Source organism: Methylophilales bacterium MBRSF5 (genome assembly GCA_001044335.1).
Taxonomy (GTDB): Bacteria; Pseudomonadota; Gammaproteobacteria; order Burkholderiales; family Methylophilaceae; genus BACL14.
In genome coordinates this window covers 863,448-888,890 of sequence record CP011001.1, presented here as the reverse complement: position 1 = coordinate 888,890, position 25,443 = coordinate 863,448, and the positions used below count along the sequence as shown (strand labels likewise).

At 37.3% G+C, this 25,443-nt stretch carries 21 protein-coding genes and 2 pseudogenes; 15 read left to right on the top strand and 8 right to left on the bottom strand.

Going from position 1 to position 25,443, the window contains the following annotated elements; genetic code table 11:
* Window positions 1-2: 2 nt before the first annotated feature.
* Window positions 3-1,649, top strand: coding sequence for a hypothetical protein (locus UZ34_04795; protein AKO64697.1), 1,647 nt, complete (start codon window positions 3-5; stop codon window positions 1,647-1,649).
* Between the two features lies 1 nt (window position 1,650).
* On the opposite strand, the gene UZ34_04790 is transcribed toward UZ34_04795, so the two are convergent.
* Window positions 1,651-2,076, bottom strand: a complete 426-nt coding sequence (locus tag UZ34_04790) for a Fur family transcriptional regulator (protein ID AKO64696.1) — start codon at window positions 2,074-2,076, stop codon at window positions 1,651-1,653.
* 102 nt (window positions 2,077-2,178) lie between these two features.
* Between UZ34_04790 and UZ34_04785 the strand changes: the two are divergent.
* From UZ34_04785 to UZ34_04760, 6 genes and pseudogenes are all read left to right on the top strand, one after another.
* Window positions 2,179-2,490, top strand: a pseudogene (locus tag UZ34_04785) (hypothetical protein).
* Window positions 2,491-3,053: 563 nt separating this feature from the next.
* Window positions 3,054-3,857, top strand: a complete 804-nt coding sequence (locus tag UZ34_04780; protein ID AKO64695.1) for a 4-hydroxy-tetrahydrodipicolinate reductase — start codon at window positions 3,054-3,056, stop codon at window positions 3,855-3,857.
* 113 nt (window positions 3,858-3,970) lie between these two features.
* The gene (locus tag UZ34_04775; GenBank protein AKO64694.1) at window positions 3,971-5,110 is read left to right on the top strand and encodes a carbamoyl phosphate synthase small subunit; all 1,140 of its coding nucleotides are present in this window, start codon (window positions 3,971-3,973) and stop codon (window positions 5,108-5,110) included.
* Window positions 5,103-8,297: a carbamoyl phosphate synthase large subunit gene (gene carB / locus UZ34_04770; GenBank protein ID AKO64693.1), complete on the top strand. Its 3,195-nt coding sequence runs from the start codon at window positions 5,103-5,105 to the stop codon at window positions 8,295-8,297. The genes UZ34_04775 and carB overlap by 8 nt, the downstream gene beginning before the upstream one ends.
* Window positions 8,298-8,373: 76 nt before the next feature.
* Entirely contained in the window at window positions 8,374-8,853 is a 480-nt protein-coding gene (locus UZ34_04765; protein AKO64692.1) for a transcription elongation factor GreA, read from the top strand.
* Window positions 8,854-8,857: 4 nt separating this feature from the next.
* Window positions 8,858-9,292, top strand: coding sequence for a hypothetical protein (locus tag UZ34_04760; protein AKO64691.1), 435 nt, complete (start codon window positions 8,858-8,860; stop codon window positions 9,290-9,292).
* Here the strand turns inward: UZ34_04760 and UZ34_04755 are convergent.
* Window positions 9,289-9,579, bottom strand: coding sequence for a hypothetical protein (locus UZ34_04755; protein ID AKO64690.1), 291 nt, complete (start codon window positions 9,577-9,579; stop codon window positions 9,289-9,291). The genes UZ34_04760 and UZ34_04755 overlap by 4 nt on opposite strands.
* Window positions 9,580-9,608: 29 nt before the next feature.
* Between UZ34_04755 and UZ34_04750 the strand changes: the two genes are divergently transcribed.
* The 4 genes from UZ34_04750 to glmM are packed head-to-tail and all read left to right on the top strand — an operon-like array spanning window position 9,609 to window position 14,330.
* Window positions 9,609-10,226, top strand: coding sequence for a 23S rRNA methyltransferase (locus UZ34_04750; protein ID AKO64689.1), 618 nt, complete (start codon window positions 9,609-9,611; stop codon window positions 10,224-10,226).
* A gap of 37 nt (window positions 10,227-10,263) precedes the next feature.
* On the top strand, window positions 10,264-12,159 hold the full coding sequence (locus UZ34_04745) for a cell division protein FtsH (protein AKO64688.1): 1,896 nt from the start codon (window positions 10,264-10,266) through the stop codon (window positions 12,157-12,159).
* Between the two features lie 30 nt (window positions 12,160-12,189).
* Complete coding sequence (locus UZ34_04740; protein ID AKO64687.1) at window positions 12,190-13,002, top strand: hypothetical protein; 813 nt, start codon at window positions 12,190-12,192, stop codon at window positions 13,000-13,002.
* Window positions 12,999-14,330, top strand: a complete 1,332-nt coding sequence (gene glmM, locus UZ34_04735) for a phosphoglucosamine mutase (GenBank protein AKO64686.1) — start codon at window positions 12,999-13,001, stop codon at window positions 14,328-14,330. The genes UZ34_04740 and glmM overlap by 4 nt, the downstream gene beginning before the upstream one ends.
* Window positions 14,331-14,332: 2 nt before the next feature.
* Here the strand turns inward: glmM and UZ34_04730 are convergent, their stop codons facing one another.
* From UZ34_04730 to UZ34_04710, 5 genes are all read right to left on the bottom strand, one after another.
* A complete protein-coding gene (locus UZ34_04730; GenBank protein ID AKO64685.1) occupies window positions 14,333-15,973 on the bottom strand; it encodes a hypothetical protein in 1,641 nt (546 codons plus the stop codon).
* Between the two features lie 3 nt (window positions 15,974-15,976).
* Window positions 15,977-16,756 carry a phosphate import ATP-binding protein PstB gene (locus tag UZ34_04725; protein AKO64684.1) on the bottom strand — a complete coding sequence of 260 codons (780 nt, stop codon included), beginning with the start codon at window positions 16,754-16,756 and terminating at the stop codon, window positions 15,977-15,979.
* Between the two features lie 7 nt (window positions 16,757-16,763).
* Window positions 16,764-17,705 (bottom strand): phosphate ABC transporter permease, encoded by a 942-nt coding sequence (locus UZ34_04720; GenBank protein AKO64683.1) that lies wholly within the window; start codon window positions 17,703-17,705, stop codon window positions 16,764-16,766.
* Window positions 17,706-17,707: 2 nt separating this feature from the next.
* Window positions 17,708-18,643: a phosphate ABC transporter permease gene (locus UZ34_04715; protein ID AKO64682.1), complete on the bottom strand. Its 936-nt coding sequence runs from the start codon at window positions 18,641-18,643 to the stop codon at window positions 17,708-17,710.
* 109 nt (window positions 18,644-18,752) lie between these two features.
* Entirely contained in the window at window positions 18,753-19,742 is a 990-nt protein-coding gene (locus tag UZ34_04710) for a protein sphX (GenBank protein ID AKO64681.1), read from the bottom strand.
* 130 nt (window positions 19,743-19,872) lie between these two features.
* Here UZ34_04710 and UZ34_04705 point away from each other — a divergent pair.
* The 4 genes and pseudogenes from UZ34_04705 (at window position 19,873) to UZ34_04690 (ending at window position 24,879) form a co-directional block, all read left to right on the top strand.
* Window positions 19,873-20,977, top strand: a pseudogene (locus UZ34_04705) (peptide chain release factor 2).
* Window position 20,978: 1 nt separating this feature from the next.
* The gene (locus tag UZ34_04700; GenBank protein AKO64680.1) at window positions 20,979-22,490 is read left to right on the top strand and encodes a lysyl-tRNA synthetase; all 1,512 of its coding nucleotides are present in this window, start codon (window positions 20,979-20,981) and stop codon (window positions 22,488-22,490) included.
* 2 nt (window positions 22,491-22,492) lie between these two features.
* Window positions 22,493-23,116 (top strand): carbonic anhydrase, encoded by a 624-nt coding sequence (locus tag UZ34_04695; GenBank protein ID AKO64679.1) that lies wholly within the window; start codon window positions 22,493-22,495, stop codon window positions 23,114-23,116.
* Window positions 23,117-23,283: 167 nt separating this feature from the next.
* Complete coding sequence (locus tag UZ34_04690) at window positions 23,284-24,879, top strand: hypothetical protein (GenBank protein AKO64678.1); 1,596 nt, start codon at window positions 23,284-23,286, stop codon at window positions 24,877-24,879.
* A 62-nt stretch (window positions 24,880-24,941) separates the two neighbouring features.
* Here the strand turns inward: UZ34_04690 and UZ34_04685 are convergent, their stop codons facing one another.
* Window positions 24,942-25,391, bottom strand: coding sequence for an adenosine deaminase (locus UZ34_04685; protein AKO65168.1), 450 nt, complete (start codon window positions 25,389-25,391; stop codon window positions 24,942-24,944).
* Between the last annotated feature and the right edge of the window lie 52 nt (window positions 25,392-25,443).

The window sequence follows — 25,443 nt, the reverse complement described above, 5'->3', positions numbered from 1 at the left end:
CGGTGTTAACCAATCTGCACATTCAAGACTATGTCATCGTTGATCAGCTTAATCTTTCATTTGAAAAAGGATTTATTGGGCTGACCGGTGAAACTGGAGCAGGTAAGTCAATCTTGATTGATGCACTATCCTTAACTTTAGGCGCAAGAAGTGAAAGTGGATTAATCAGGAAAGGGTGTGAAAAAGCTGAAATAATTACTGAGTTTGAAATAAAAAATAATCAAGCTGTAATCGAATGGTTAAAAGACAATGATTTGTATGATGATGATTCTTTATTACTCAGGCGTATCATATTTTCAGATGGAAGATCTAAGGCTTATATCAACTCAATCCCCAGCCCAATATCTAAATTAAAAGACGTTAGCGAGTTATTAATTGATATTTATAGTCAGAACTCATTTCATTCTTTGACTCAAGCCAAAACTCAATTAAGTATTTTGGATGAGTATGCAGACACAACAAATCTTGAAAAAAAATCACAACAACTTTTTCATGAATGGAAAAGTTTAGAAAAAAGAAAAAAAGAATTTGATGAGAATGAGATAAAAATTCATGAAGAATACGAGGATCTTCAAATCAAAATCAAGGAATACAAAGATCTAAATTTTAGCTTTGATCATTGGGAACAAGTTCAGTCCGAGCATAAGAAATTATCCAATGCAAAAGAATTAATCACTCTTATTCAACAGTGTCTGAGTTATATGAATAATGAAGATTTTTCCGCATCTGGTATTTTAAAAGATGTAAATAAATTGTTATCTGAGGCCTCCCAGCTTGATAAACATCTTAACGAGGACTTAAATCTTTCCAATGAGTTGCTAATTCAAGCTAGCGAGCTGGAAAGAAATTTAAATAATTATTTAAGTAAATTCAATGATGATGAAGAAAGGGTTAGAGAAATTGAAGATTATATTCAAGGAGTCTTTAACTTTTCCAGAAAATATCACATCCAACCTGAGTTGTTCGAAAATGAATCATTAAATTGGTTTAAGAGATTCGATGAAATTGCAACATTATTTGAGGAAAATCAATTTGCAGAATTAGAAAAAAAAGCATTTGATGATTATTTAATTAATGCAAAAAATTTATCTAAAAAGAGAATGATAGCGGCAAAAAAATTAGGCAGTGAAATCTCACTCTTGTTAAATCAACTTTCTTTTTCTAATGCTGATTTTAAAATTGATGTAGAAAAAACAGAACCTGTAGCCTCAGGGATCGATCAAGTTAAATTTTTAATAAAAACATACAAAGGCGCTGATTTTTCTCCAATTGCAAAAACAGCCTCAGGTGGCGAGTTATCAAGAATAAGCTTAGCAATTAGAGTAGCCTCAGCTAAAAATACAAATGTTCCAGTGATGATTTTTGACGAGGTCGATGTTGGTATCGGGGGAGGCGTTGCAGAAGTAGTTGGGAATCTATTAAATCAATTAGGTAGTCAGCATCAAGTCTTTTCAATTACCCACTTAGCTCAAGTTGTATCAAAGGCCAATTTCCATTTTAAGGTTCATAAAGAAGAATCTGGAGAGACGGCGATTTCTAAAATATTTATTCTTAATGCGGAGGAAAGGATTAAAGAAACCGCAAGAATGATTGGTGGATTAGAAATAACTGAAACAACTTTGATGCACGCGAAAGAGCTGCTAAGCTAAATCACTTTTTGTGTGGGCACGGTTTTTTATTACAGTCGCCATACAGGTACAATGAGTGATCAATAATCTTAAATCCATTATCTTCTGCAATTGCTTTTTGTCTTTTTTCAATTTCACTATCAACAAATTCAACAACGTGACCACATTGTAAGCAAACAATATGGTCATGGTGTGATTCTTCATTGAGCTCATAGACTGCTTTGCCACTTTCAAAATGGTGTTTGAGGAGTAATCCGGCTTGTTCAAATTGGGTTAGCACCCTGTAAATGGTGGCCAGTCCAATATCCTCGCCATTATTAATCATTATTTTATAAATTTCTTCAGCAGAAAGATGTTTTTCACGGTTGTTCTCAAATATATTCAAAACTCGTAAACGAGGAATGGTTGCTTTTAAGCCTGTTTTTTTAAAATCAACATGGTCTTCCATAATTTTTCCAGACAATGAATTTATTTAATAATCATCATGGTATATTATTCAGGCTTAATGTTCAAAAATTTTATAAATCAATAAATGCGCTACCGTCATCTTATATTTTTTCTTACTTTCATTTTTTTTACTGCTTGTTCAGTTAAAAGTCCAATCGATTATTTCGAGGCAAAGATATATAAATTAGACGTTCAGCAAGGAAATATTATTTCGGCTGAAATGCTCATGGGTTTAAAGCCTGGAATGACCAGGGCGCAGGTAAAGTATGTTCTTGGGACCCCATTGATTCAGGATTCTTTCCATGAAAATCGCTGGGATTATATTTACAAGATGATCAAAGATGATCGCTTAATTGAAGAACGACACGTTGTGGTCTGGTTTGAAGATGATGAGTTAGTTAATGTCAAAGGAGATATTATTCAATCTAATGATATATTGATTGGCGCTGAAACAGAAAAACAATCCAAAGTTATTACTCTTTCAGAGGCTGATTATGAGGAGCAAAAAAAGGATAAAAACTCTATACTTAGTCGACTTAAATTTTGGGAAGATGAAGCTGATCAAAAGACTGAGGAATCAACCATAAAGATTTCGAAGGAAGAGTTGGAAGAGGAGAAAAAAGATAGTAAATCTCTTTTAAGCCGTCTTAAGTTCTGGGAAAATGAAAATGAAAATGAAAATGAAAATGGGTCGGTAAAAGATATCAAAGTTGAGAAAAATTCTAAAACCGTTGCAATCGAAGAGAAGTCTGTTGATGTAACTCAAGAGGATGAGAATTTACTTTCCAAAGAGGAACCTGTGAAGATTATTTCAGAGCAAGATGGTATTGATGTTGTTGATAGTAAAGAGGAAAAATATGCGATTGATGAAACTCAGTCGATGAGCTCATCGGTCAAGGACGATATAATAAAATCGCTACCCGATGAATCCGATCCCAAATATTTTGAGTTATTATTAGAAAAAATTGGTTTTTAATTATGAGTAAAATAAAAGTTATTATCCTTGGCGCCTCTGGCAAGATGGGGCAAATGTTAATTCAAGAAACCATTAACGATGATGAATTAATATTAATTGGAGCGCATGATATTACTAGCAGTCATGCCATGGGAAAAGATGCCGGTTATTTTATTGGCAAAGAAACTAAAGTTTTGATTCAAGACAATATTGATCATCTTCTGTCTGAGTGTGATGTGATCATTGACTTTACTCGACCCGAAGGAACAATGGAATTTCTTAAAAAAGCATCTGACAACAAAACTTCTTATGTTATTGGAACAACAGGATTTAACGGATCTGAGTTGGATTTGATCCAACAGTTCAGCCAACATATTCCAATTTGTATGGCTCCGAATATGAGCGTTGGTGTGAATGTCCTCATCTCTTTGGTTGAGAAGGCCGCTGAATTACTTCCTGAATATGATTTTGAAGTGGTTGAGGCTCATCACAAACATAAAGTAGATGCGCCGTCAGGAACCGCCTTAAGACTTGGTCAAGCGGCAGCTGATGGGTTAAACATATCGTTAGAAAAAAATGCGATCTACACACGACATGGCCGTGAAGAGAAAAGAAGGAATAATGAAATCGGTTTTTCTACTATTAGGGCAGGGGATATTGTTGGCGAACACACGGTGTACATCGCTGGAAATGGGGAAAGAATCGAATTGATTCACAAAGCTACCAGTCGTTTAAATTTTGCATCAGGCGCTTTAAAGGCAGCTAGGTTTGTTGCAAAGCAAAAACCAAAATTATTTGATATGCAAGAAGTGTTAAATTTAAAATAAGTTAGATTTAATTAATCCAATTTATTGAACGACACTTAAATTTCTAATATAATTCAGAAGTTTGAAAGTTATTCTTTTAAACACCCCTAGATTAATTAACGCAGGAGTGTTCTTTGTCGGAAAAAATACCGGCTCTTCTAATCCTTAAAGATGGAACTAGGTTCCATGGCACATCAATTGGCGCTAACACTTCTTCAGTTGGTGAAGTTGTATTTAATACTTCAATTACTGGTTACCAAGAAATTCTTACAGATCCATCCTATGCAGAGCAGATTGTCACCTTAACTTATCCTCATATCGGGAACACAGGGACAAATAATGAAGATTATGAAAGTAACCTTCCTTATTGTAAGGGTTTGATTATTCATAGTGTGTCACCATTGAGTTCAAATTTTAGGAATCAAAAAGATCTTGTTGTATTTTTAAAAGAACATAACATTCCAGCCATTACTGACTTAGATACCAGAAAACTAACAAGACACATTAGAAACAATGGAGCTCAGCCAGGATTGATTTTAATAGGTAAAGATCAAGACAATACCAGCATGTTAGATGCTTTCCCCGGATTGTCTGGTATGGATCTTGCAAAAGTGGTTTCAACAAAAAAACAATATGCTTTTGATGAAGGGGAATGGTCTTTAGGTGAAGGACACAAACACATTTCTAAAACACAATTCAAGGTTGTGGCATATGATTTCGGAATTAAAAAAAATATTTTAAGGATGCTAGCTTCCCGTGGAGCTGATTTAATTGTTGTTCCTGCTGAAATGGACTTTCAAGAAGTTTTAAAATTAAATCCTGATGGAATTTTTCTATCCAATGGACCCGGTGATCCAGAGCCATGCAAATATGCTATCAAAAATATTAAAGAATTTTTAAAGCAATCCATTCCAATTTTCGGAATTTGTTTAGGACATCAATTACTCTCATTAGCTCTTGGGGCGCAAACCAAAAAAATGAAATTTGGACATCATGGCGCGAACCATCCTGTACAAGATTTAAACTCAAAGAAAGTTTTTATTACCAGTCAAAATCACGGATTTACTGTTGATGAAAGCTCGTTGAATGATAATATTGTCGTCACTCATAAATCACTGTTTGATCAAACAATTCAAGGGATTGAGTCAAAAAACAAATTAGCTTTTAGTTTTCAGGGCCACCCAGAAGCAAGTCCAGGGCCCACCGAGATGGCTTATTTATTCGATCAGTTTTTTTCTAATATGCAAGTCCACAAAGGAGAGTTGATTGGCTAAAAGAGAAGATATTCAATCTATTCTAATTATTGGTGCTGGTCCGATAGTGATTGGTCAGGCATGTGAGTTTGATTATTCTGGTGCGCAAGCGTGTAAAGCACTAAAAGAAGAAGGTTATAGAGTAATTCTGGTTAATTCGAATCCAGCTACCATCATGACCGACCCCAACCTTGCAGATGCCACTTATATTGAGCCAATTCAATGGGACATTGTTGAAAAGATTATTGCCAAAGAAAATCCCGATGCCATTTTGCCAACCATGGGAGGTCAAACTGCATTGAACTGTGCCCTTGATCTAGATCGGCATGGAATTTTAGAAAAGTACAATGTAGAACTCATCGGTGCTTCAAAACAAGCGATCGATAAAGCCGAAGATCGTCAATTGTTTAAAGAAGCCATGAATAAAATTGGTTTATCTTCTGCTCGATCTGCAATAGCTCACAGCATGGAAGAGGCTCATCAGGTCCAGGCATCCATTGGATATCCTGTTATTATCAGACCATCTTTTACTATGGGTGGCAGTGGGGGAGGGATTGCCTACAATAAGGATGAATTTATTGAAATCTGCGAGCGTGGATTAGACGCGTCACCAACCAATGAGCTTCTGATTGAAGAGTCCTTATTGGGTTGGAAAGAATATGAAATGGAGGTTGTTAGGGATAAAAATGATAACTGCATTATTATCTGTTCCATTGAAAATCTCGATCCTATGGGTGTTCATACGGGTGACTCGATTACGGTTGCTCCAGCTCAAACACTTACGGATAAAGAGTATCAAATCATGCGATCTGCTTCTATTGCAGTTCTCAGAGAAATTGGAGTAGATACAGGCGGTTCAAACGTTCAATTTGCTATCAATCCTACGGATGGTCGGATGGTGGTGATTGAGATGAACCCACGAGTATCACGTTCTTCGGCTTTAGCATCTAAGGCAACTGGTTTCCCTATTGCCAAAATTGCCGCAAAGCTAGCGGTTGGTTATACGCTGGATGAATTAAAAAATGATATTACCGGAGGTCAAACACCAGCATCGTTTGAACCAACCATAGACTATGTTGTAACCAAAATTCCACGCTTTGCTTTTGAAAAGTTTCCTAAAGCAGATAGTCATCTGACGACACAAATGAAGTCTGTTGGCGAGGTCATGGCCATTGGCAGAACGTTTCAGGAATCATTTCAGAAAGCATTAAGAGGGTTAGAAATTGGAGTTGACGGTCTTGATTCAACAACTGATGATAAAGATTTAATCATTAAGGAGCTCAGACAACCTGGGCCCGAAAGAATTTGGTATTTGGCTGATGGGGTTAGACTAGGTATGACGGTTGAGGAAATTCACGAGCAATCAAAAATTGATCCATGGTTTTTAATCCAAATACAAGAAATTATTAATTTAGAAAAAGAGCTTCAAAACAAAGGCTTAGATTGTATAGAGCCTGAATCTTTGAAAGAATTAAAAAAGAAAGGTTTTTCTGATGCCCGATTGTCACATTTATTGAATACCACTCAATCAGCAATTCGATCCTTTCGTGAACAGCATCATATTCGACCTATATTTAAAAGAGTAGATACTTGTGCAGCTGAATTTGAGACTTCGACAGCATATATGTATTCCAGTTATGATGAGGAGTGCGAGGCTTTACCGAGCAAAAACAAAAAAGTTATGATTCTTGGCGGTGGACCAAATCGAATTGGACAGGGTATCGAATTTGATTATTGTTGTGTTCATGCATCTTATGCTCTTAAAGAAGAAGGATATGAAACGATCATGGTCAATTGCAATCCGGAGACTGTATCGACTGATTACGACACTTCGGATCGTTTGTTTTTTGAGCCGGTAACCCTCGAAGATGTTTTGGAAATTATTAATATTGAAAATCCAGATGGGGTTATTGTTCAATATGGAGGGCAAACGCCCCTAAAACTTGCTAAAGGCCTTGAAGCGGCCGGGGTAAAGATTATTGGAACGACACCAGAGGACATTGATGTTGCTGAGGATAGAGAAAGATTCCAAAAGATACTCGTTGAATTAGGACTAAATCAACCTCCAAACCGAACTGCAAGAACCCCTGAAGAAGCCATTCAGTTGGCGGCTGAAATAGGATATCCATTGGTGGTCAGACCGAGCTATGTTCTAGGCGGTCGCGCAATGGAAATTGTGCATGAAGAATCAGATTTACAAAGATACATGACTGAGGCAGTCAAAGTCTCCCATGAATCTCCAGTATTGCTTGATCGCTTTTTGAATGATGCTCAAGAAATTGATGTGGACGCGATATCTGATGGTGAGGATGTTGTTGTTGGTGGGATTATGCAACACATCGAGCAAGCTGGGGTACATTCAGGTGACTCGGCATGCTCACTGCCTCCATTTGATTTAAGTGAAACGATCCAAAAAGATCTAATAAAACAGACGAAAATGCTTGCTAAGGCACTTAAAGTTAATGGCTTGATGAATATCCAATTTGCCATCCAAGGAGAAACAATTTACATTCTTGAAGTCAACCCTAGAGCCTCAAGAACTGTTCCGTTTGTGTCAAAGGCGATTGGTAAACCTCTTGCCAAGATTGCGGCCAAAGTTATGGTTGGGCAATCGCTCAAAAGTCAGAACTTTACTAAAGAAATTACCCCACAATTTTACTCTGTCAAAGAGGCTGTTTTCCCCTTTATTAAATTTCCTGGCGTGGATACGATTCTAGGCCCAGAAATGAAATCAACAGGCGAAGTCATGGGAACTGGAAATACCTTTGCTGAAGCATTTATTAAATCTCAGTTAGGCGCCAGCACGACACTGCCTTTCAAAGGCAAAGCTTTCTTAAGTGTTCGCAAAGAAGATCATGAAAATATTATTGATATAGCACAAGCTCTGGCTAAATTAGGATTTGATCTAGTGGCCACAGATGGGACAGCTAGATCTATTCAAAGCCATGGATTAATGGTCCAAAGAATCAACAAAGTAGCTCAAGGCAGACCCCATATTGTTGACATTATCAAGAATAAAGAAATTGATTTTATTGTTAACATCACTGAGGATAAGAAAGCGATTGCCGATTCCTATACGATTAGACGTAATGCTTTGATGAATAAAGTAACTTACTACACGACATTAGCTGGAGCGAAAGCTGCATGTATAGGCATGTCTTTTGTGGATGAGCTACAAGTGAATAGCCTACAAAGCTTGCATAAGTAATATTCAATCTTTAAAATCCAGATATACTTCAAAAAGTATCAGATTAAGTTTTTAAATTATCTATTAAGGTTAATAAATGGCAGGTCAAATCCCAATGACGCGAAATGGTGTTGAGCGTTTAAAAGAAGAATTACATCAGTTAAAGAGTCAAGATCGCCCTAATATCATTCAGGCGATTGCCGAAGCTCGTGCGCAAGGGGATTTGTCAGAAAACGCGGAATATGAGTCAGCCAAAGAGCGACAAGGTTTTATCGAAGGCCGTATTGCAGAGATTGAGGCCAAATTATCCAATGTGCAGATTATTGATCCTTCAGCACTGAGTGCAGATGGCAAGTGTGTGTTTGGTGCCACCATTGAATTAGAGGATTTAGATGAAGAAAAATTATTCACTTATCAAATTGTTGGTGAGGATGAAGCTGATATCAAGGCAAATAAAATTTCAATCAGCTCGCCATTGGCTCGAGCATTAATTGGCAAAGAAGATGGTGATGTGGTTGAGGTGGAAACGCCTGGTGGGCAAAAAACATATGAAATCACTAACGTAAGTTACATTTAACTTTATGGGACATTTTCTTAAACTCTTTTTATCAATATGGGCTGGGTCGCTTTGGTGGATGATCATTGTGGCCAAGGTGTTATTCGATAAAATTCCAACGGCTTTTTTAGCTGGAGTTGTTGCGGGCCAGCTTTTTCATTACCTTAGTTATTTTAGTATAGGGATGTCAGTTTTGATTTTTTTTCATTTGTTCAAATATCATGGATGGTCCGTGGTTAAATCTAGCCAGTTTTGGCTCATTTTATTCATAGCCTTGATTGTTCTGATAAATTTTTTTGGTATTCAGCCTACACTGGAAGCGCTTAAAATTAATGCACAACCCAAAGAAGTTATGGAAAGTATTTTTGCTGATCGCTTTGCTATGTGGCATGGCATCTCTAGCATCTCATTTTTGATTCAGACCATATTAGTCACTGTACTAATGCTTAGGTGGCGCTAAATAGAGAATTTGCTTTCTTCGTCTTTTCGTTTAAAGATGACCGCCTGTTTTCCGATTAATTGAACGAATTCTGACTCTGTTGCTTGACAGATCTCTTTTGCAATTTTTAATCGGTCTTCTTTCGTATCCGACTGAATTTGTATTTTGATTAACTCATGAAAATTTATAGTGTTGGTTATTTCAGAAATGACCTGATTTGTGATACCTTTTGAACCTATAGAGACTGTTGTTTTGAGGTGATGAGCTTCAGCCTTTAATGCCTTGATTTGTTTATTATTTAACATGATTTTTTAAAAAAAATAACATTGTATCAGACATGAAAAAAACAAGAACCAAAAAAAACTGGATTAAAGAGCATTTGTCCGATGAATTTGTCAAGCGAGCTCAAAAAGATGGATTTCGATCCCGTGCGGCGTATAAATTTATTGAAATGAATGATAAGTATCACTTGATACGTCCTAATGATCGTATTGTGGATTTGGGTTCAGCGCCCGGAAGCTGGTCTCAAGCAGCAAGCTCACTAATATCAAATAATGGAAAAATTTTTGCAATCGACTTATTGCCGATGGATGATGTTAAAAATACCACTTTTATTCAAGGCGATTTTCGTGAGCTTTCCATATTACAGAAACTTGAAGAATTGCTAGAAAATACAGCTGTAGACCTTGTAATTTCTGATATGGCCCCCAATATTAGTGGTATAAAAAGTCGTGACCAGGCCATGATTAACGATTTGAATGACTTGTCATTGGAATTTGCCTCAGATTGGTTGAAACCAAAGGGATATTTTATGGTCAAGACTTTTATGGGAAGTGGTTTTGAGGACTATGTTAAAAAACTAAGAAGTCTCTTTAACGTGGTAAAGATTGAAAAACCAGATTCCTCGCGAGACAGAAGTGCAGAATTCTTTTTAATTGGTCTCGAAAAAAGATAGAATAAGAACAAATTACGCAAATTTATAAGGAAATGATTTGAATAATAACACTTTAAAAACGATCTTAGTTTGGTTAGCTATTGGCGCGCTTATGATGATGATCTTTAATCAGTTTTCACCAGCGAATCGCTTTGAAACCAAACTTGTCTATTCCCAGTTTATGGAGCAAGTAAAGTCTGGAAATATTTCTAAGGTTGAAATTGATGGTCGGAACATTAATGGCATTACTGCTGATGGCAAGAGATTCTCAACCTACTCACCAACAGATCCATGGATGGTGTCCGATTTGTTAAAAAATAACGTGATTGTTGAGGCTAAGCCAGAAGAAAAACAATCTATGCTGATGAGTATTTTTATTTCTTGGTTCCCGATGATTCTGCTTATTGGTGTATGGATTTTCTTTATGAAGCAAATGCAAGGCGGTGGTAAAGGTGGTGGTCCGTTTTCATTTGGTAAAAGTAAGGCACGACAGCTAGACCAAACGACCAATAAGACAACTTTTGCTGATGTCGCTGGATGCGATGAAGCCAAAGAAGAAGTCACTGAGTTGGTGGATTTTTTAAGAGATCCCAATAAATTTCATAAGTTAGGCGGCAGGATACCTCGAGGCGTTCTTATGGTGGGCCCTCCGGGTACGGGTAAGACATTGCTAGCGCGAGCAATTGCGGGTGAAGCCAAAGTACCTTTTTATACTATTTCTGGATCTGACTTTGTAGAGATGTTTGTAGGTGTTGGTGCAGCTCGAGTACGTGATATGTTTGAGCAAGCCAAAAAAAATTCTCCATGTATTGTCTTCATTGACGAAATTGATGCTGTTGGTAGACACCGTGGAGCTGGCATGGGTGGCGGAAATGATGAGCGTGAACAAACCTTAAACCAACTTCTAGTTGAGATGGATGGCTTTGAGGCAAATTCAGGTGTTATTGTTATTGCAGCAACTAACCGTGCAGATGTTTTAGATAAAGCGCTATTACGACCTGGTCGATTTGACCGTCAAGTGGCTGTATCTTTACCTGATATCAAAGGTCGTGAACAAATTCTAAATGTACACATGAGAAAAATACCAAGTGATGCTGATGTGAAATCAGACATATTAGCGAGAGGGACTCCTGGGTTCTCAGGCGCTGATTTAGCTAATCTTGTTAATGAAGCCGCATTATTTGCCGCACGTCGATCTCATCGTACCGTGACCATGCAGGATTTTGAGGATGCTAAAGATAAAATCTATATGGGTCCTGAACGTAAATCACTTGTCATGCAAGAAGATGAAAGAATTAATACCGCTTATCATGAATCTGGACATGCAATTGTGGCTAAGTCCTTACCGAAGGCGGACCCTGTGCACAAAGTGACCATCATGCCTAGAGGTTGGGCTTTAGGTTTGACATGGCAACTGCCGGAATTTGATCGATTTAGTAACTTCAAAGATAAAATGCTTGAGGAAATCTCCATCTTATTTGGCGGCCGAATTGCGGAAGAAGTATTCATGAAGCAAATGTCGACAGGTGCATCTAATGATTTTGAAAGAGCGACTAAATTAGCTCGTGACATGGTGACCAAATATGGTATGTCTGACAAATTAGGCACAATGGTTTATAGCGATGATCAAAATGAGTCTACCTTTGGTATGCCATCCAAAACTATTTCTGAAGCAACTCAACAAAAAGTGGATGCTGAAGTAAGACGAATTTTGGATGAGCAATATGCGGTAGCTAGAAAAATTATTGAAAAAAATAAAAAGAAGGTGGAAGCAATGGCTAAGGCCTTGCTGGAGTATGAGACCATCGATTTTGAACAAATCAATGACATCATGGCTGGAAAAAAAGTGAGAGCACCTAAGCCAGCAGATTCTGGCAAATCTCCATCTGGCGATAAAGGCACAGGTTCTGGTCCAGCGGTAACTTCTCCGCAACCATCCGCAAAATCCAAGTAAAATATAGGGTAATTAACTCGATTACCCTGTATGACTTTTTCATCATTCATTGATAACTCAACCCGCCCAATTATTATGGGCGTGCTCAACGTCACCCCAGACTCATTCTCTGACGGGGGTCTTTTTATCGATCCAGACAAGGCCATGAAGCAAGCAAAAAAAATGATTGATGAAGGTGTTGATATTATAGATATTGGTGGAGAGTCATCACGACCCGGTGCAAAGCCAGTGACATTAAAAGAAGAGCTTCGAAGAATTGGCCCGATTATCACAGCGATAAAAAAGGAAACCTCAGTGTTTATTTCGGTCGACACCTATAAGCCAGAGGCAATGAGGTTTGCTTTAGATCATGAGGTGGATGTAATTAATGACATCAAAGCATTAGGGGAAAAAGATTCGATTAAAACAGTAAAAGATTACCCCAGCAACATGGTCTGTTTGATGCATATGCAAGGCACGCCAGAAACAATGCAGGACAAACCTCATTATGCAACAAACATCACAGAGGAGATAAAACAGTTTCTTCAAGACCGATTAAATGTATGTATTGCGGATGGCATCCATAAAGATAGAATCATTCTTGATCCGGGTTTTGGTTTTGGAAAAACTTTTGAAGATAACTGGGAAATTTATCAAAATCTTGAGACAATTGCAGAATTGAATACACCACTGCTCATTGCTATGTCGAGGAAAAGTATGCTAAAAAAAATAGTGGGCGATGATTTACAAAGATTAGATGATGCAACCGGTTTTTTTTCATCGATGGTAAATGTTAAAAACCCTTTAATCATCAGAACACATAATGTTGCTGTGACAAGAAAATATCTGGAAAGAAACATATGAGGAAGTATTTTGGTACGGATGGAATACGGGGTAGGGCAGGAAAATTTCCAATTACAGTAGACTTTTTTACAAAGCTTGGTTTTGCTGCAGGAAAAGTTTTAACGAAAGATAATCAATCATCAAGCAAACCAAAAGTAATTATTGGAAAAGACACACGCGAGTCAGGCTATATGTTGGAATCAGCTCTGGAGGCTGGTTTTTCTGCTGCTGGTGTGGATGTTTTTTTAACAGGACCTATTCCAACCCCAGCCATAGCCTATCTTACAAAAGCCCTAAGAGCGCAAATTGGGGTAGTGATTTCTGCATCCCATAATTTATATCAGGATAATGGGATTAAATTTTTTTCAAGCAATGGCCTGAAGCTAGATGACGAGATTGAACTTGAGATAGAAAAAACAATAGATGGTATTGAGAATTTAGATTCTGAAAATATTGGCAAAGCAAAAAGGGTGGATGATGCTCAAGGTCGTTATGTAGAGTTTTGTAAAAACACATTTCCCAAAGATCTATCGCTTGAGGGATTAAAAATCGTCCTTGATTGTTCGCATGGAGCCACTTATCAAGTTGCCCCAAAAATTTTTACAGAATTAGGGGCTGATATTCATACTATTGGCGTTGCTCCTAATGGAACAAATATTAATGATGGATGTGGGTCAACCTCACTTGAATTATTAAGATCAGAAGTAAAGAAAATAAATGCTGATCTTGGTATCGCTTTTGATGGCGATGGTGATCGAGTGTTAATGGTCGATTCTAATGGCGATAAAGTGGATGGAGATCAACTCCTGTTTATTATTGTTCGTGCTGCATTTGAGGAGAATCATTTTGATAGTGGTGTGGTCGGGACCCTAATGACTAATTTAGCTTTTGAAGAGAGCATGAAAGATCTAGGGATTGGGTTTTCTAGGTCAGGAGTGGGTGATAGATACGTGTCCGAAATGATGCAAGAAAAAAACTGGATCTATGGCGGCGAAAATTCAGGTCATATTTTACTGAAAGATTTTCATACCACAGGTGATGGAATCATCTCTGCATTGCAAGTTCTTAAAGCCATTAAAAAAAGACAAATAAGTTTTGATCAGGCTGTATCAGAAATTAATTTATATCCTCAAATTTTATTAAATATTCCACTCGATAAAGAAATTGATTTAGAGACCGAAGAAATACAAAACTCAATTCATGAGGCTGAAAAAATAATGAACAATAATGGGCGAGTTTTGCTACGCAAATCAGGTACAGAATCCTTAGTTCGAATTATGACTGAAGGGAAAAATAAAAATCTTGTTCTAAAAGCGGCTCAAATGATTAAAAAAGTTATTGAAGATTAAATTTACACATCAATTTGACTTTTAATATATTGAAACTCATCCTTCCAATTATTTTCTTTTTTTTGATTCACTATTTCAATACTTGGATACCACAAAGAATTTTTCGTTGGGCTTGACCAATAATGAAAATGCTTTAACTCAATGTTATTTTTATCTAACAAAAAAGTTTTCTTATTTAATGCGCCAGCAAAGTGAGCATTAATATTTGAACTTGTAACTATATAATCACAACAATCTATTAGTGATAAAAGTGATTCCAGATCATCATATATATTTAGCTTGGATTCAATGATTCCTAATTCTATTAATATTTTCAATTCATCATCTGTTGGTTGATATTGAAGACTTATTAGTTTGTATCTGCTATTTATTAAACTTTTAAAATTTGCTAATTCAATATTTTTTAATTGATCATTACTTCTCCAACTTATTCCAATCATAGGATCTGAAAATTTCGTTTTAATAAGCGTTTTATTTTTTGGATCCGGATGTATTCGATAATTTGTATTTTTAAAAGATGATGGATTATTTCTTAAATATCTCCCAAGGTTGCCTACAGGTATGTGTGTGTCAAAAAAATCATCACTGGTAACGTCATCTGTATGAAGTATTGTAATATTTGGAAAATTTCTCTTTAATATTGAGGTTATCTTTTTAGATGAGCATGAATAGAAAACTTTATTTGCAAATTTTGATACGTCATTGAGCATCGAGCAATACAATATCTCGTCACCAATACCTTGTTCTCCCCATACCAGTATGGAATCGCATTGATCTCCATTCCATAAAGGCTTTCTAGTTTTAATGAACTTTGTCAATAAGTGGCTTGATTTCCATCTAGATTCATAATTTTCCCAACCAATATTAAATTTCTGCTGTTTTAGCTGACATATTCCAAGACTAATTCTCGTATCAGGATTATCATCAAATTTTAAAGTTGAGTTATAAAACTTTTCTGCTTCCATGTATTTTCTTTTTGATTCATAATAATTTCCAAGATTGTGATTTGTTTGTGGAAAATTTTTATCCACTTCATAGGCTTCTTCAAGTGTCAAAAAAAACTTATCTTGGTTACCCCATTTTCTATATATTTTTGCAATACTATTTAATATATTTGGATCTTTATATTGTGAGTTTAATTCTGTAAATATTTTGAACGCTGAATCTAGTTCATTTAACTCAAGAAGTATTGCTCCGTGAAGATTCATTGAGTCATAGTTCTTATGTAATTTAATTAATTGCTTAGTCTGAATTAACGCATCTTCAAATTTCTGTATTTTTTTTAAAACATTAGCTAAGTTAAACCTAGCATCAAAATATTCGGGATTGTAATTTAGTGATTGTTTGTAATAAGAAATTGCATTTATGAATTTTTCATCAATTTCGTGCATTACTCCTAGGTTGTATAAAGGAAGATATTGTTGTGAGTCGATCTTGAGGGAATGCTCTAAAAATTTTTTTGCGAGCTCTAACTGATTTGTTTGTAGTGAGGCTTCGGCGGCTAAATTAATAAACTTTATATTATCGTAATTTAAACTATCATTAATATTTTCAAGAGTGAGTGATATTACATCATTGAATCTATTGGACTTGAAAAGTCTGTTTATTTTTTTCCACAATAATTCTTTTTTTGCAGTAAGCAATATTTAGCCAAATTTACCTGTAATGTAGTCTTCTGTTTCTTTTTTTGAAGGTTTTGTGAAAATGGTGTCTGTTTCATCAAATTCAATCATTTCACCAAGGTACATATAGGCAGTGTAATCAGAAATACGAGCCGCTTGCTGCATGTTGTGAGTCACAATTAAAATAGTTAATTTTTTCTTTAGCTCACTCATTAATTCTTCGATATTTACTGTGGCAATAGGATCAAGTGCTGACGTAGGCTCATCAAACAACATGATCTCAGGATCTGTGGCTAGGGCTCTTGCAATACATAAACGTTGCTGTTGCCCACCTGAAAGGTTGTAAGCTAAATCTTGCAAACGATCCTTAACTTCATTCCATAACGATGCACCTTTGAGTGCCTCTTCTACCTTGTCATCAAGAAGTCGTTTGTTATTTTCACCACGAACTCTTAAACCATAAGCCACATTCTCATAGATCGACTTAGGAAAGGGATTAGGTTTTTGGAAGACCATACTTATTCTCATTCGGACTTCAATCGGGTCGACTTTGTTGTCCAAGATATTTGTATTATCCGGGTGCAAAACGATTTCCCCACCATACTTATTTCCACTGTATAGGTCATGCATGCGGTTGAAAGATCTCAAGAAAGTTGACTTCCCACATCCTGATGGGCCAATGAGAGCGGTTATTTTCTTTTCATATAATGGGATGTTGATGTCTTTGAGAGCATGGGTGCCATCAGCGTAATGAAAGTTAAAGTTTTTTGATTCTGCTTTTAGTATTTCTTTATTTTGAGCCATATCTTTCCTACCATTTAATTTTTTTTCGGATGTTATAGCGCAACTTAATCGCTAAACCATTCATTAATAATGTGAGCACAATGATGACCGCTCCTGTAGCGGCAGCATTGATATGAAACGCATGTTCTGGTCTTGAAATCCAGTTAAACATTTGGATTGGTAAAACAGTAAAACCTGCCTCAAGCCATGCGAAATTAAAAAATGGTGCGACATCAGTCACAGGAGATGGGGGTAAAAATGCGATAAAAGTTAACGCACCGATTGTGATCACAGGAGCTGTCTCGCCAATGGCTCTTGCCATACCAATAATAATTCCTGTTAATACTCCACCCATGGCATATTGAAGCACATGATGAAGAGTAACCTGCCATTTGGTTGCACCTACTGCAAAAGCAGCCTCTCTGATATGAACAGGTATTGCACGAATAGCTTCACGAGTTGAAACTATGACTATGGGAAGCATTAGTAATGAGAGGGTCAGACCAGCAGTTAATACACTGGTGCCAAGACCAAACTCGTAGACAAATAAACCGAGTGCTAACAGGCCATAAATAATAGATGGCACGCCCGCAAGATTGGCAACATTAATTTCAATGAGGTCGGCAAACCATCCTTTTTTAGCGTATTCCTCCAAATAAATTCCAGCTGCTACACCCATTGGAACAGCTACAAAGAATGTCACAATTAGTACCAGAGCAGAGCCAACCCAGGCAGACAAGATACCAGCTCCTTCGGGTTTTCTGGATGGAAAATTGGAAAAGAAATCCAAATTTATTTTTGGATACCCATCGATGACAAGATCAAGAAAGAGAACAAGTAAAGTGATTGCTAAAGAGACAATTATAAACATTCCAATGCCAGCGAAAATCTGATCATTTTTTTTATGCTTCTTAATCAGTTGTCTGATTAAGTTTAGGTCTTTGTCATCATTTTTTTTCGAGATAGCCATCTTTAATATCTTTCAGTAAATTTATTTCTGGTCCATTGACCTAGTATATTTAAACTTAAAGTCATTACAAACAGTGTGATACCTGCTGCGAAAATACTTTGATAACCAATACCGCCATGCTCGAGATCGCCTAGGGCCACAGATACAATATAGGCAGTGATTGTTGCAGCGCTGTCAACGGGGTTAAAAGTGAAATTCGGTTGCTGTCCAGCGGCGATGGCTACGATCATTGTCTCACCAATACCACGACTAACTGCCAAAATATAAGCAGCCACTATGCCAGAAGTTGCCGCTGGCATGACTACCGAGACCGCTGTTTGAAATCGAGTCGCCCCCATGGCGTAGGATCCTTCTCTCATAGACATTGGTACAGCTCGCATAGCATCTTCTGCGACTGAAGCAATGTAGGGAACTATCATAATACCCATCACGATACCAGGTCCAAGCATGTTAAAGGTTGATAAGTCTGGATATATTTTTTGTAACAATGGAGTCACTAAAAGTAGTGCGAAGTAGCCAAATACAACAGTTGGCACACCGACCAAGAGTTCTAGAACAGGTTTTACTGTTTCTTTGACTTTATGAGAAGCAAATTCTGAGAGATACACTGCTGTAATTGTACCTATTGGTACCGCGACAATTAATGCTACTCCGGTGATCGTTAGGGTGCCTGCAACTAACGGGAGAATCCCGTAATTTTTTATCTCAAAATTTGGGGTCCAGACGGTAGAAGTTAAAAATTCTTTAAAGGTGACGGCCTCAAAAAAAGGAATGGATTCAGACACCAATATATAGACAATACCGAATGTTATGAGTACGGCAATGAACCCAGAGAACATCAAAACTAATTCAATAATTCTTTCTAAAAAATTTCGTCTAATATTTTTGGCTAAGGCAGGACTAATATTGGGTTTTGCATTAGATTTTTTGTTGGCCATCAGTAAAACTCTTTAAAAAAAACAGGATAATTATTACATAAAATAAAAAAAAAAGAGGGGATAAATCCCCTCTTTTTTCTGAATCTTAGATTAAGAGGGTTTAAGTCTCTTAGTCAGTAGCCTTTTCTAAAATTTCAGCTACTGAAAGACCAATTGCTGGACCATCTTTAAATGCTGTACCAGTTTTTAATGACTTCACGTGGTTTTTGATTGAATCATATTCAGCAGTTGAGAATGGCACGTAACCCACCTCTTTAGATAACTTAGCTGCATTATTTAAATAGAACTCAACAAATTTTTTCACATTTGGATCAAATGCTGCTTTTGTTGCATTTAGGTAAATGAATAAAGGACGTGAAAGCGGATTGTATGAACCGTCCATCACTGTTTCAAGAGATGGCTCAACAAACTTACCTTCTTTATTTTTAACTTTAACAGCACCTAGTTTATCTTTGTTTTCAACATAGTAAGCTAAACCGAAGTAACCTAAGCCACCTTTATCACCAGCTACGCCTTGAACAAGAACGTTATCATCTTCTGATGCTGTAAAGTCACCACGAATAGATTTAGATTTTTTAATAATTGCTTCAGTGAAGTAGTCAAATGTACCTGAATCAGCACCAGGACCATATAATTTTAATGGTTGATCAGGAAAGCCTTCACGGATTTGGCTCCAGTTCATCACCTTACCTTGTGCATCAGGACCCCACATTTTTTTTAATTCTTCAGGTGTCATTTCTGCTGCCCAGTCATTGTCTTTGTTAATAACAACTGTTAATGCGTCGAAAGCCACTGGAACTTCAATAAATGAGATACCTGCTTCGTTACACTTTTTAATTTCTTTTGCTTTTACTGGACGAGATGCACCAGAGATTGATGTCTCACCACGGCAGAATTTCTTAAAACCACCGCCGGTACCTGATACACCAACAGTTACTTTCTTGCCTGTTTCTTTTTGGAACTCTTCAGCTACCGCTTCAGTAATTGGATAAACCGTTGATGAACCATCTATTTTAATGATGTCTGCAGCAAATACTGAAGTTGTTAACGCAGTAGTAGCTACAGTTGCTAATACAGCTTTTTTTAAAGTTGAAACCATATAATCGCTCCTGTTTGAGTATTAAAATTGAAACCTGATTCTAAAGTTTCAGTATGACACTTTTATGACAATTTTATGTTTACAAAAAAAAGGTTAAAATGTCGCAGGATTAATATTTATCATTCAAAAAATGGAAGCAGAAAAACTTAATCAATTGAAAACAACCTTATCTGAAATCGATGATCGATTTTCAGCACTCAGGAGCTATCTTTGACCTCGATAACAAAAAAGAACAGCTTGAAGAGCTTACTCGCCAACAAGAGGATCCTAAAGTCTGGGAGGATCACTCATTAAGTCAAAAAATTGGTAAAGAAAAAAGAATTTTAGAAGATACGATCCAAGAGTTTGAACAGTTGAACTCGGGCATAGAGAACAACAAAGAACTGTTTGATTTAGCTTTTGAGGAAAGTGATGACTCTACACTTAACGATTTATTTCAAGACACCATTAATTTAGAAAAAAAACTAGGTCAATTGGAGTTTAAACGAATGTTCTCAAACCCTCTTGATCCTAATAATTGTTTTATTGATTTTCAATCCGGCAGTGGCGGAACGGAAGCTCAAGATTGGGCTAATATGCTGCTTAGAATGTACTTGAGATATTGTGAGGAAAAGGGCTTCAAGGTTGAGGTGATGGAAATCACGGAAGGTGAGGTTGCTGGGATTAAGGGAGCTACGATTAAAATTATAGGCGATTATGCCTATGGTTATTTTAGAACAGAAACTGGCATTCATCGATTGGTCAGAAAATCACCTTTTGATTCAGGCAGCAGAAGACACACCTCTTTTGCTGGAGTGAATGTATATCCAGAAATTGATGAGTCAGTAGAAATTGACATCAACCCTGCGGATTTAAGAATTGATACATATCGGGCTTCAGGAGCGGGTGGTCAGCATATCAATAAAACGGATTCTGCTGTTAGAATTACGCATGAGCCAAGTGGCGTTGTTGTGCAGTGTCAGAATGATCGATCTCAGCATCGAAATAAAGCTCAGGCGATGGATATGCTTAAAGCTCAGCTTTACCGAATTGAGCTGGATAAGAGAAATGAAGAAAAGCAGGCTATGGAAGATGCTAAATCAGACATTGGTTGGGGTCATCAAATCAGAAGTTATGTCCTTGATCAATCAAGAATCAAAGACCTGAGGACGGGTGTTGAAGTGGGAAATACTCAAGGTGTGCTCGATGGCAATCTTGATCCATTTATTACAGAAAGTTTAAAACAAGGGGTTTAAGTTGGAAAATAAAGAAAATCAAACAGTTGATGAAAATTCGATTATTCAAGAACGTCGAAACAAGCTAGCTGAGTTAAGAAAAATCGGCGTTGCTTTCCCAAATCACTTTAAGCCTGAACATGATTCTTCTAAATTACATGCAGAATATGATGGATTTGATAAGCCAACCATAGAAGAAAAAAATATTGAAGTTGTCGTTGCTGGGAGAATGATGCTAAAAAGGGTGATGGGTAAGGCAAGTTTTGCGACAATTCAGGATCGAACAGGCCGAATTCAATTGTACGTAGCCAGAGATCTTATCAATAATGAAGACAATCCCGAGCTATATTCTTCTTTCAAAAGGTGGGACATGGGAGATATTATTGGCGCTAAAGGGAAGCTTTTTAAAACAAACACGGATGAATTAACGATCGAGGTTACCGAAATTTGTTTATTAACAAAATCTTTACGACCGATGCCAGAAAAGTTTCATGGGCTGCAAGATCAAGAGATGAAGTATCGTCAGCGTTATGTTGACTTAATGGTCAATCAAGAGACGAAAGATACTTTTTTAACCAGATCTAAAGCCATCCAATCTATTCGCGAATTTATGGTCAACAATAAATTTCTTGAGGTCGAAACACCGATGTTGCATCCAATTCCTGGAGGTGCGAGTGCAAAACCTTTTGTGACTCACCACAACGCGTTGGACATGGAAATGTTTATGCGTATTGCTCCAGAATTGTATTTAAAAAGATTGGTGGTGGGTGGTTTTGATCGTGTGTTTGAAATCAATCGAAATTTTCGTAACGAGGGCTTGAGCGTTCGGCATAACCCAGAATTTACTATGATGGAGTTTTATGCTGCTTACGCTGACTATCAATGGCTAATGACATTTACAGAGGATTGTATTCGTTCCAGTATCACAGGATGTGGGGTGGATTTAAAACTTACCTATCAGGATAAAGAGATAGACTTTTCACAGCCATTTGACCGTTTAACACTGGTGCAAGCGATCGAAAAATACAATAACCAATTCAAATCCGAAGACCTCCTTAATGCTGAATTTATTGAGCAAACTCTGCAAAAGATGGGGGAAGAGCTTCCACCAAATCGATCATTAGGATCGCTTCAATTAGCTTTATTTGAAGCAGTCGCTGAGGAGCATCTTTGGTATCCAACGTTTATCATCGATTACCCAACTGAAGTATCACCTTTGGCCCGGGCGTCAGATAGCGATCCAACTATCACGGAGCGTTTTGAATTGTTTATCGCAGGTCGAGAAATAGCTAATGGTTTCTCTGAGCTTAATGACCCCGAAGAGCAGTCAGAGCGTTTTAAAAAACAAGTGGAACAAAAAGAAGCTGGGGATGATGAGGCGATGTATTATGATGCAGACTTTATCCGTGCTCTTGAGTATGGTATGCCTCCCACGGGCGGATGCGGAATCGGCATTGATCGCTTAATTATGCTGATTACTAATAAACCAAGCATTCGAGATGTTATTTTATTTCCACACATGAGGCCAGAATAGTTATGTACATGCATCCTGAAATTGATCGTGATCAAATGACCCCGCAACAGGCGATTGAAATTTTGCAACAAGGCAATGAACGTTTTGTTAATAATGTCAAACGACAGCACGATATGTTGAGTGTGCGAGATGAGCTGAAAGATAAACAGCATCCCTTTGCTTCAATATTGAGTTGTAGTGACTCCAGAACGACGGTGGAGCTTATTTTTGATCAAAACCTGGGAGATATTTTTTCAGTCAGGTTAGCAGGAAATGTAGCGTCAACTTTAGCCATTGGTAGTTTAGAATTTTCAACACAGTATCTAGGCTCAAAGTTGGTAGTGGTGATGGGCCATAGCAATTGTGGTGCGGTTAAGGCGGCATGCGATCATTTTAAGGGGGGTAATATTGGAGAAATTATCGAAATGATAAATCCAGCAGTGGGTCACGAAACTTCCATAAATTCTGAGCGAAATTCATCAAATACCTCTTTCGTTGAAAAAGTGTGCTGGCATAACGTGCATGAGCAGATTAATAACATCAAACAGAATAGCGACATTATCAAAAAAATGGTTCAAGACAATCACATTGCTCTTGTGGGTGCTGTTTATGATTTGGCCACCGGATCAGTCAAGTTCGATATCTAAAATTGCTGTTGTAAAAAAACAACATCCTCTAAATTAATCATTCAAATTCACACACTTATCCTGTTTATGTCATAAAAGTGTCACATTCAATTCCTACAATTTGAATACTGTAATTATTGTTATAAGTCTTTAACAATAAATATTTTTTTAATTTTAGGAGATTCGTAATGAATAAAAAGATTGTTGCTGGTGCAGTCTCTGCGGCAGTATTGTCTCTTTCAGGTACAGTTTATGCCGACACGGCAGGTGACCTTATTAATGCATTAGTTACAAAAGGTGTGTTAACAGAAGAAGAGGGTGCGCTTTTATCAAAAGGTAATGATAAGAAAAAAGCAAATACCCCAGTTTTGAAAAACAAAGGTGGTAAGTTTTCAATTCAAAGTGCTGACGGCAAAAATGAAATTGCCTTAACAGGTCGTATGCACTTTGATTACAGACACTCAGATTTAGATGACGGCGATTTCGGTAGCACAGACGCTGACGATTATGACGTTGATACAAAATCGACAAGCCCAAGCGAGTTTGAGATGAGACGTGCTCGTATCGGTATTAAAGGTAAACTCGACGGCATTTGGAAATATGATGTTGTCTTAAATGCGAATGGCAAAAAAGGTAATAATTTAGATACCGCATCGCTAACATTTGCCGCTATGAAGCCATTCCAGATCCAATTTGGTCGATTCAAACAAGCATTCAACCTGGAAGGCTTAACAAGCTCGAACGACATTGATTTAGTTGAACGTTCTTTTATGAATCAAATCTCTCCTCATAAAAAATTGGGTATTGCTTTTAAAGGTACACCAACTAAAGGTATGACGTACGCATTTACTAAATACCAAGAGGGATACAAGAATAATGTGATGGAAGATGAGAAAAACTACTCAGGCCGAGTGACATACAACTGGGCTGAAGCGAACAAGATTAAAGATTCAATCTTTCACGTGGGTATCGCAGGCTTTACAGAAGATTATGCAGCTCGTCCTAAAACATCAAGTAATGGATCAAGTGCATCTTTAGCTGGTGGCGATTATGGAGCTACAACACACTCTACATTATTTAAATTCAAGAGTGCTGGCCGTGGCTACTCACCATTGGCTGCGATTCAAGTTCAAGGCGAGGATTTAAGAGCTGGCGGCGCTAGTCAGTTAGGCAAAACAGCTAACCATCACGAAAACCGTTTTGGTGCTATTGAAGGTATTTTTGCTAAAGGTCCTTTCAAATTACAAGCCGAATATGGTCAAGGTACGTTTGAAGGAACGAATGAGGTTGCAGGTGATTCAGCTGAAGCTGATGTAAAAATTGGCTACATTTCAGCAGGATACATCCTAACCGGTGAACATTATTCGAAGTCTTATAAAGGCGGCAAGATGAAGGGCATCAAAGTTAAGAACCCATTTGACTTTGAAAAGGGAACTGGTACAGGTGCCTGGGAAGTTGTAGCTAGATATGAAAGACTAGAGGTTGATGATATTAAATTGACTGGCGGCGGTGCAGGCGATGAATCTCGACTCAGAGGTGCTTTCGATTGTGGTGGAGCAGTCAGAGATACTTACAAGCTTAGTGGTGGATTCAACACAGGCTGTGACTTAGAAGTGAATCAATACACGGTCGGTTTGAAATGGATTGCAAACCCAAATGTCTTAGCTAAGGCCTCACTAACTTACTCAGACTATGGTGAAAATGTTCTTGCTCCTGACGTTGCAAGTAATGAGCAATTCGATTCAGAAACATTGCTTCAAACTCGTATTCAGTGGATGTTCTAATTCACTTGAATACTTAAAAATCTCCTAAATTTTAGAGACCCGCTTTTAAGCGGGTCTTTTTTTTACCTTTTATTTTTAAAATAATTTTTTAAAAGAGTGGAGCATTCTTTCTCAAGGATGCCGCCTTCAAATGAGGTGTGATGATTGATCATTTTATTATTTACTAGTTTCTGACTTGGGTCGCAACTATGAAATTTTGCATCGTAGGCACCAAAATAGACTTGCTTGACTCTGGCTTGAAAAATAGCGCCCAAGCACATGATGCAGGGCTCTAAAGTGACATAGAGATTGACCTCAGGGAGGCGGTAGTTAGATTGAGAATGCGCCGCATCGCGTAATGCCATGATTTCAGCATGACAGGTGGGGTCTGAGTTTTTGATCACTGAATTATAACCGCGACCTATAATTTCATTATTTAAGGAAACAATAGCGCCGATAGGAATTTCATCTAACTCACGAGCCTTCTCTGCCTCATCCAAAGCTGCTTGCATAAACTGTGTATGGTCAGTCATAAATTTTGAATTAATTTTTTTATTTTTCATCATAATAACTGTTTAATAAATT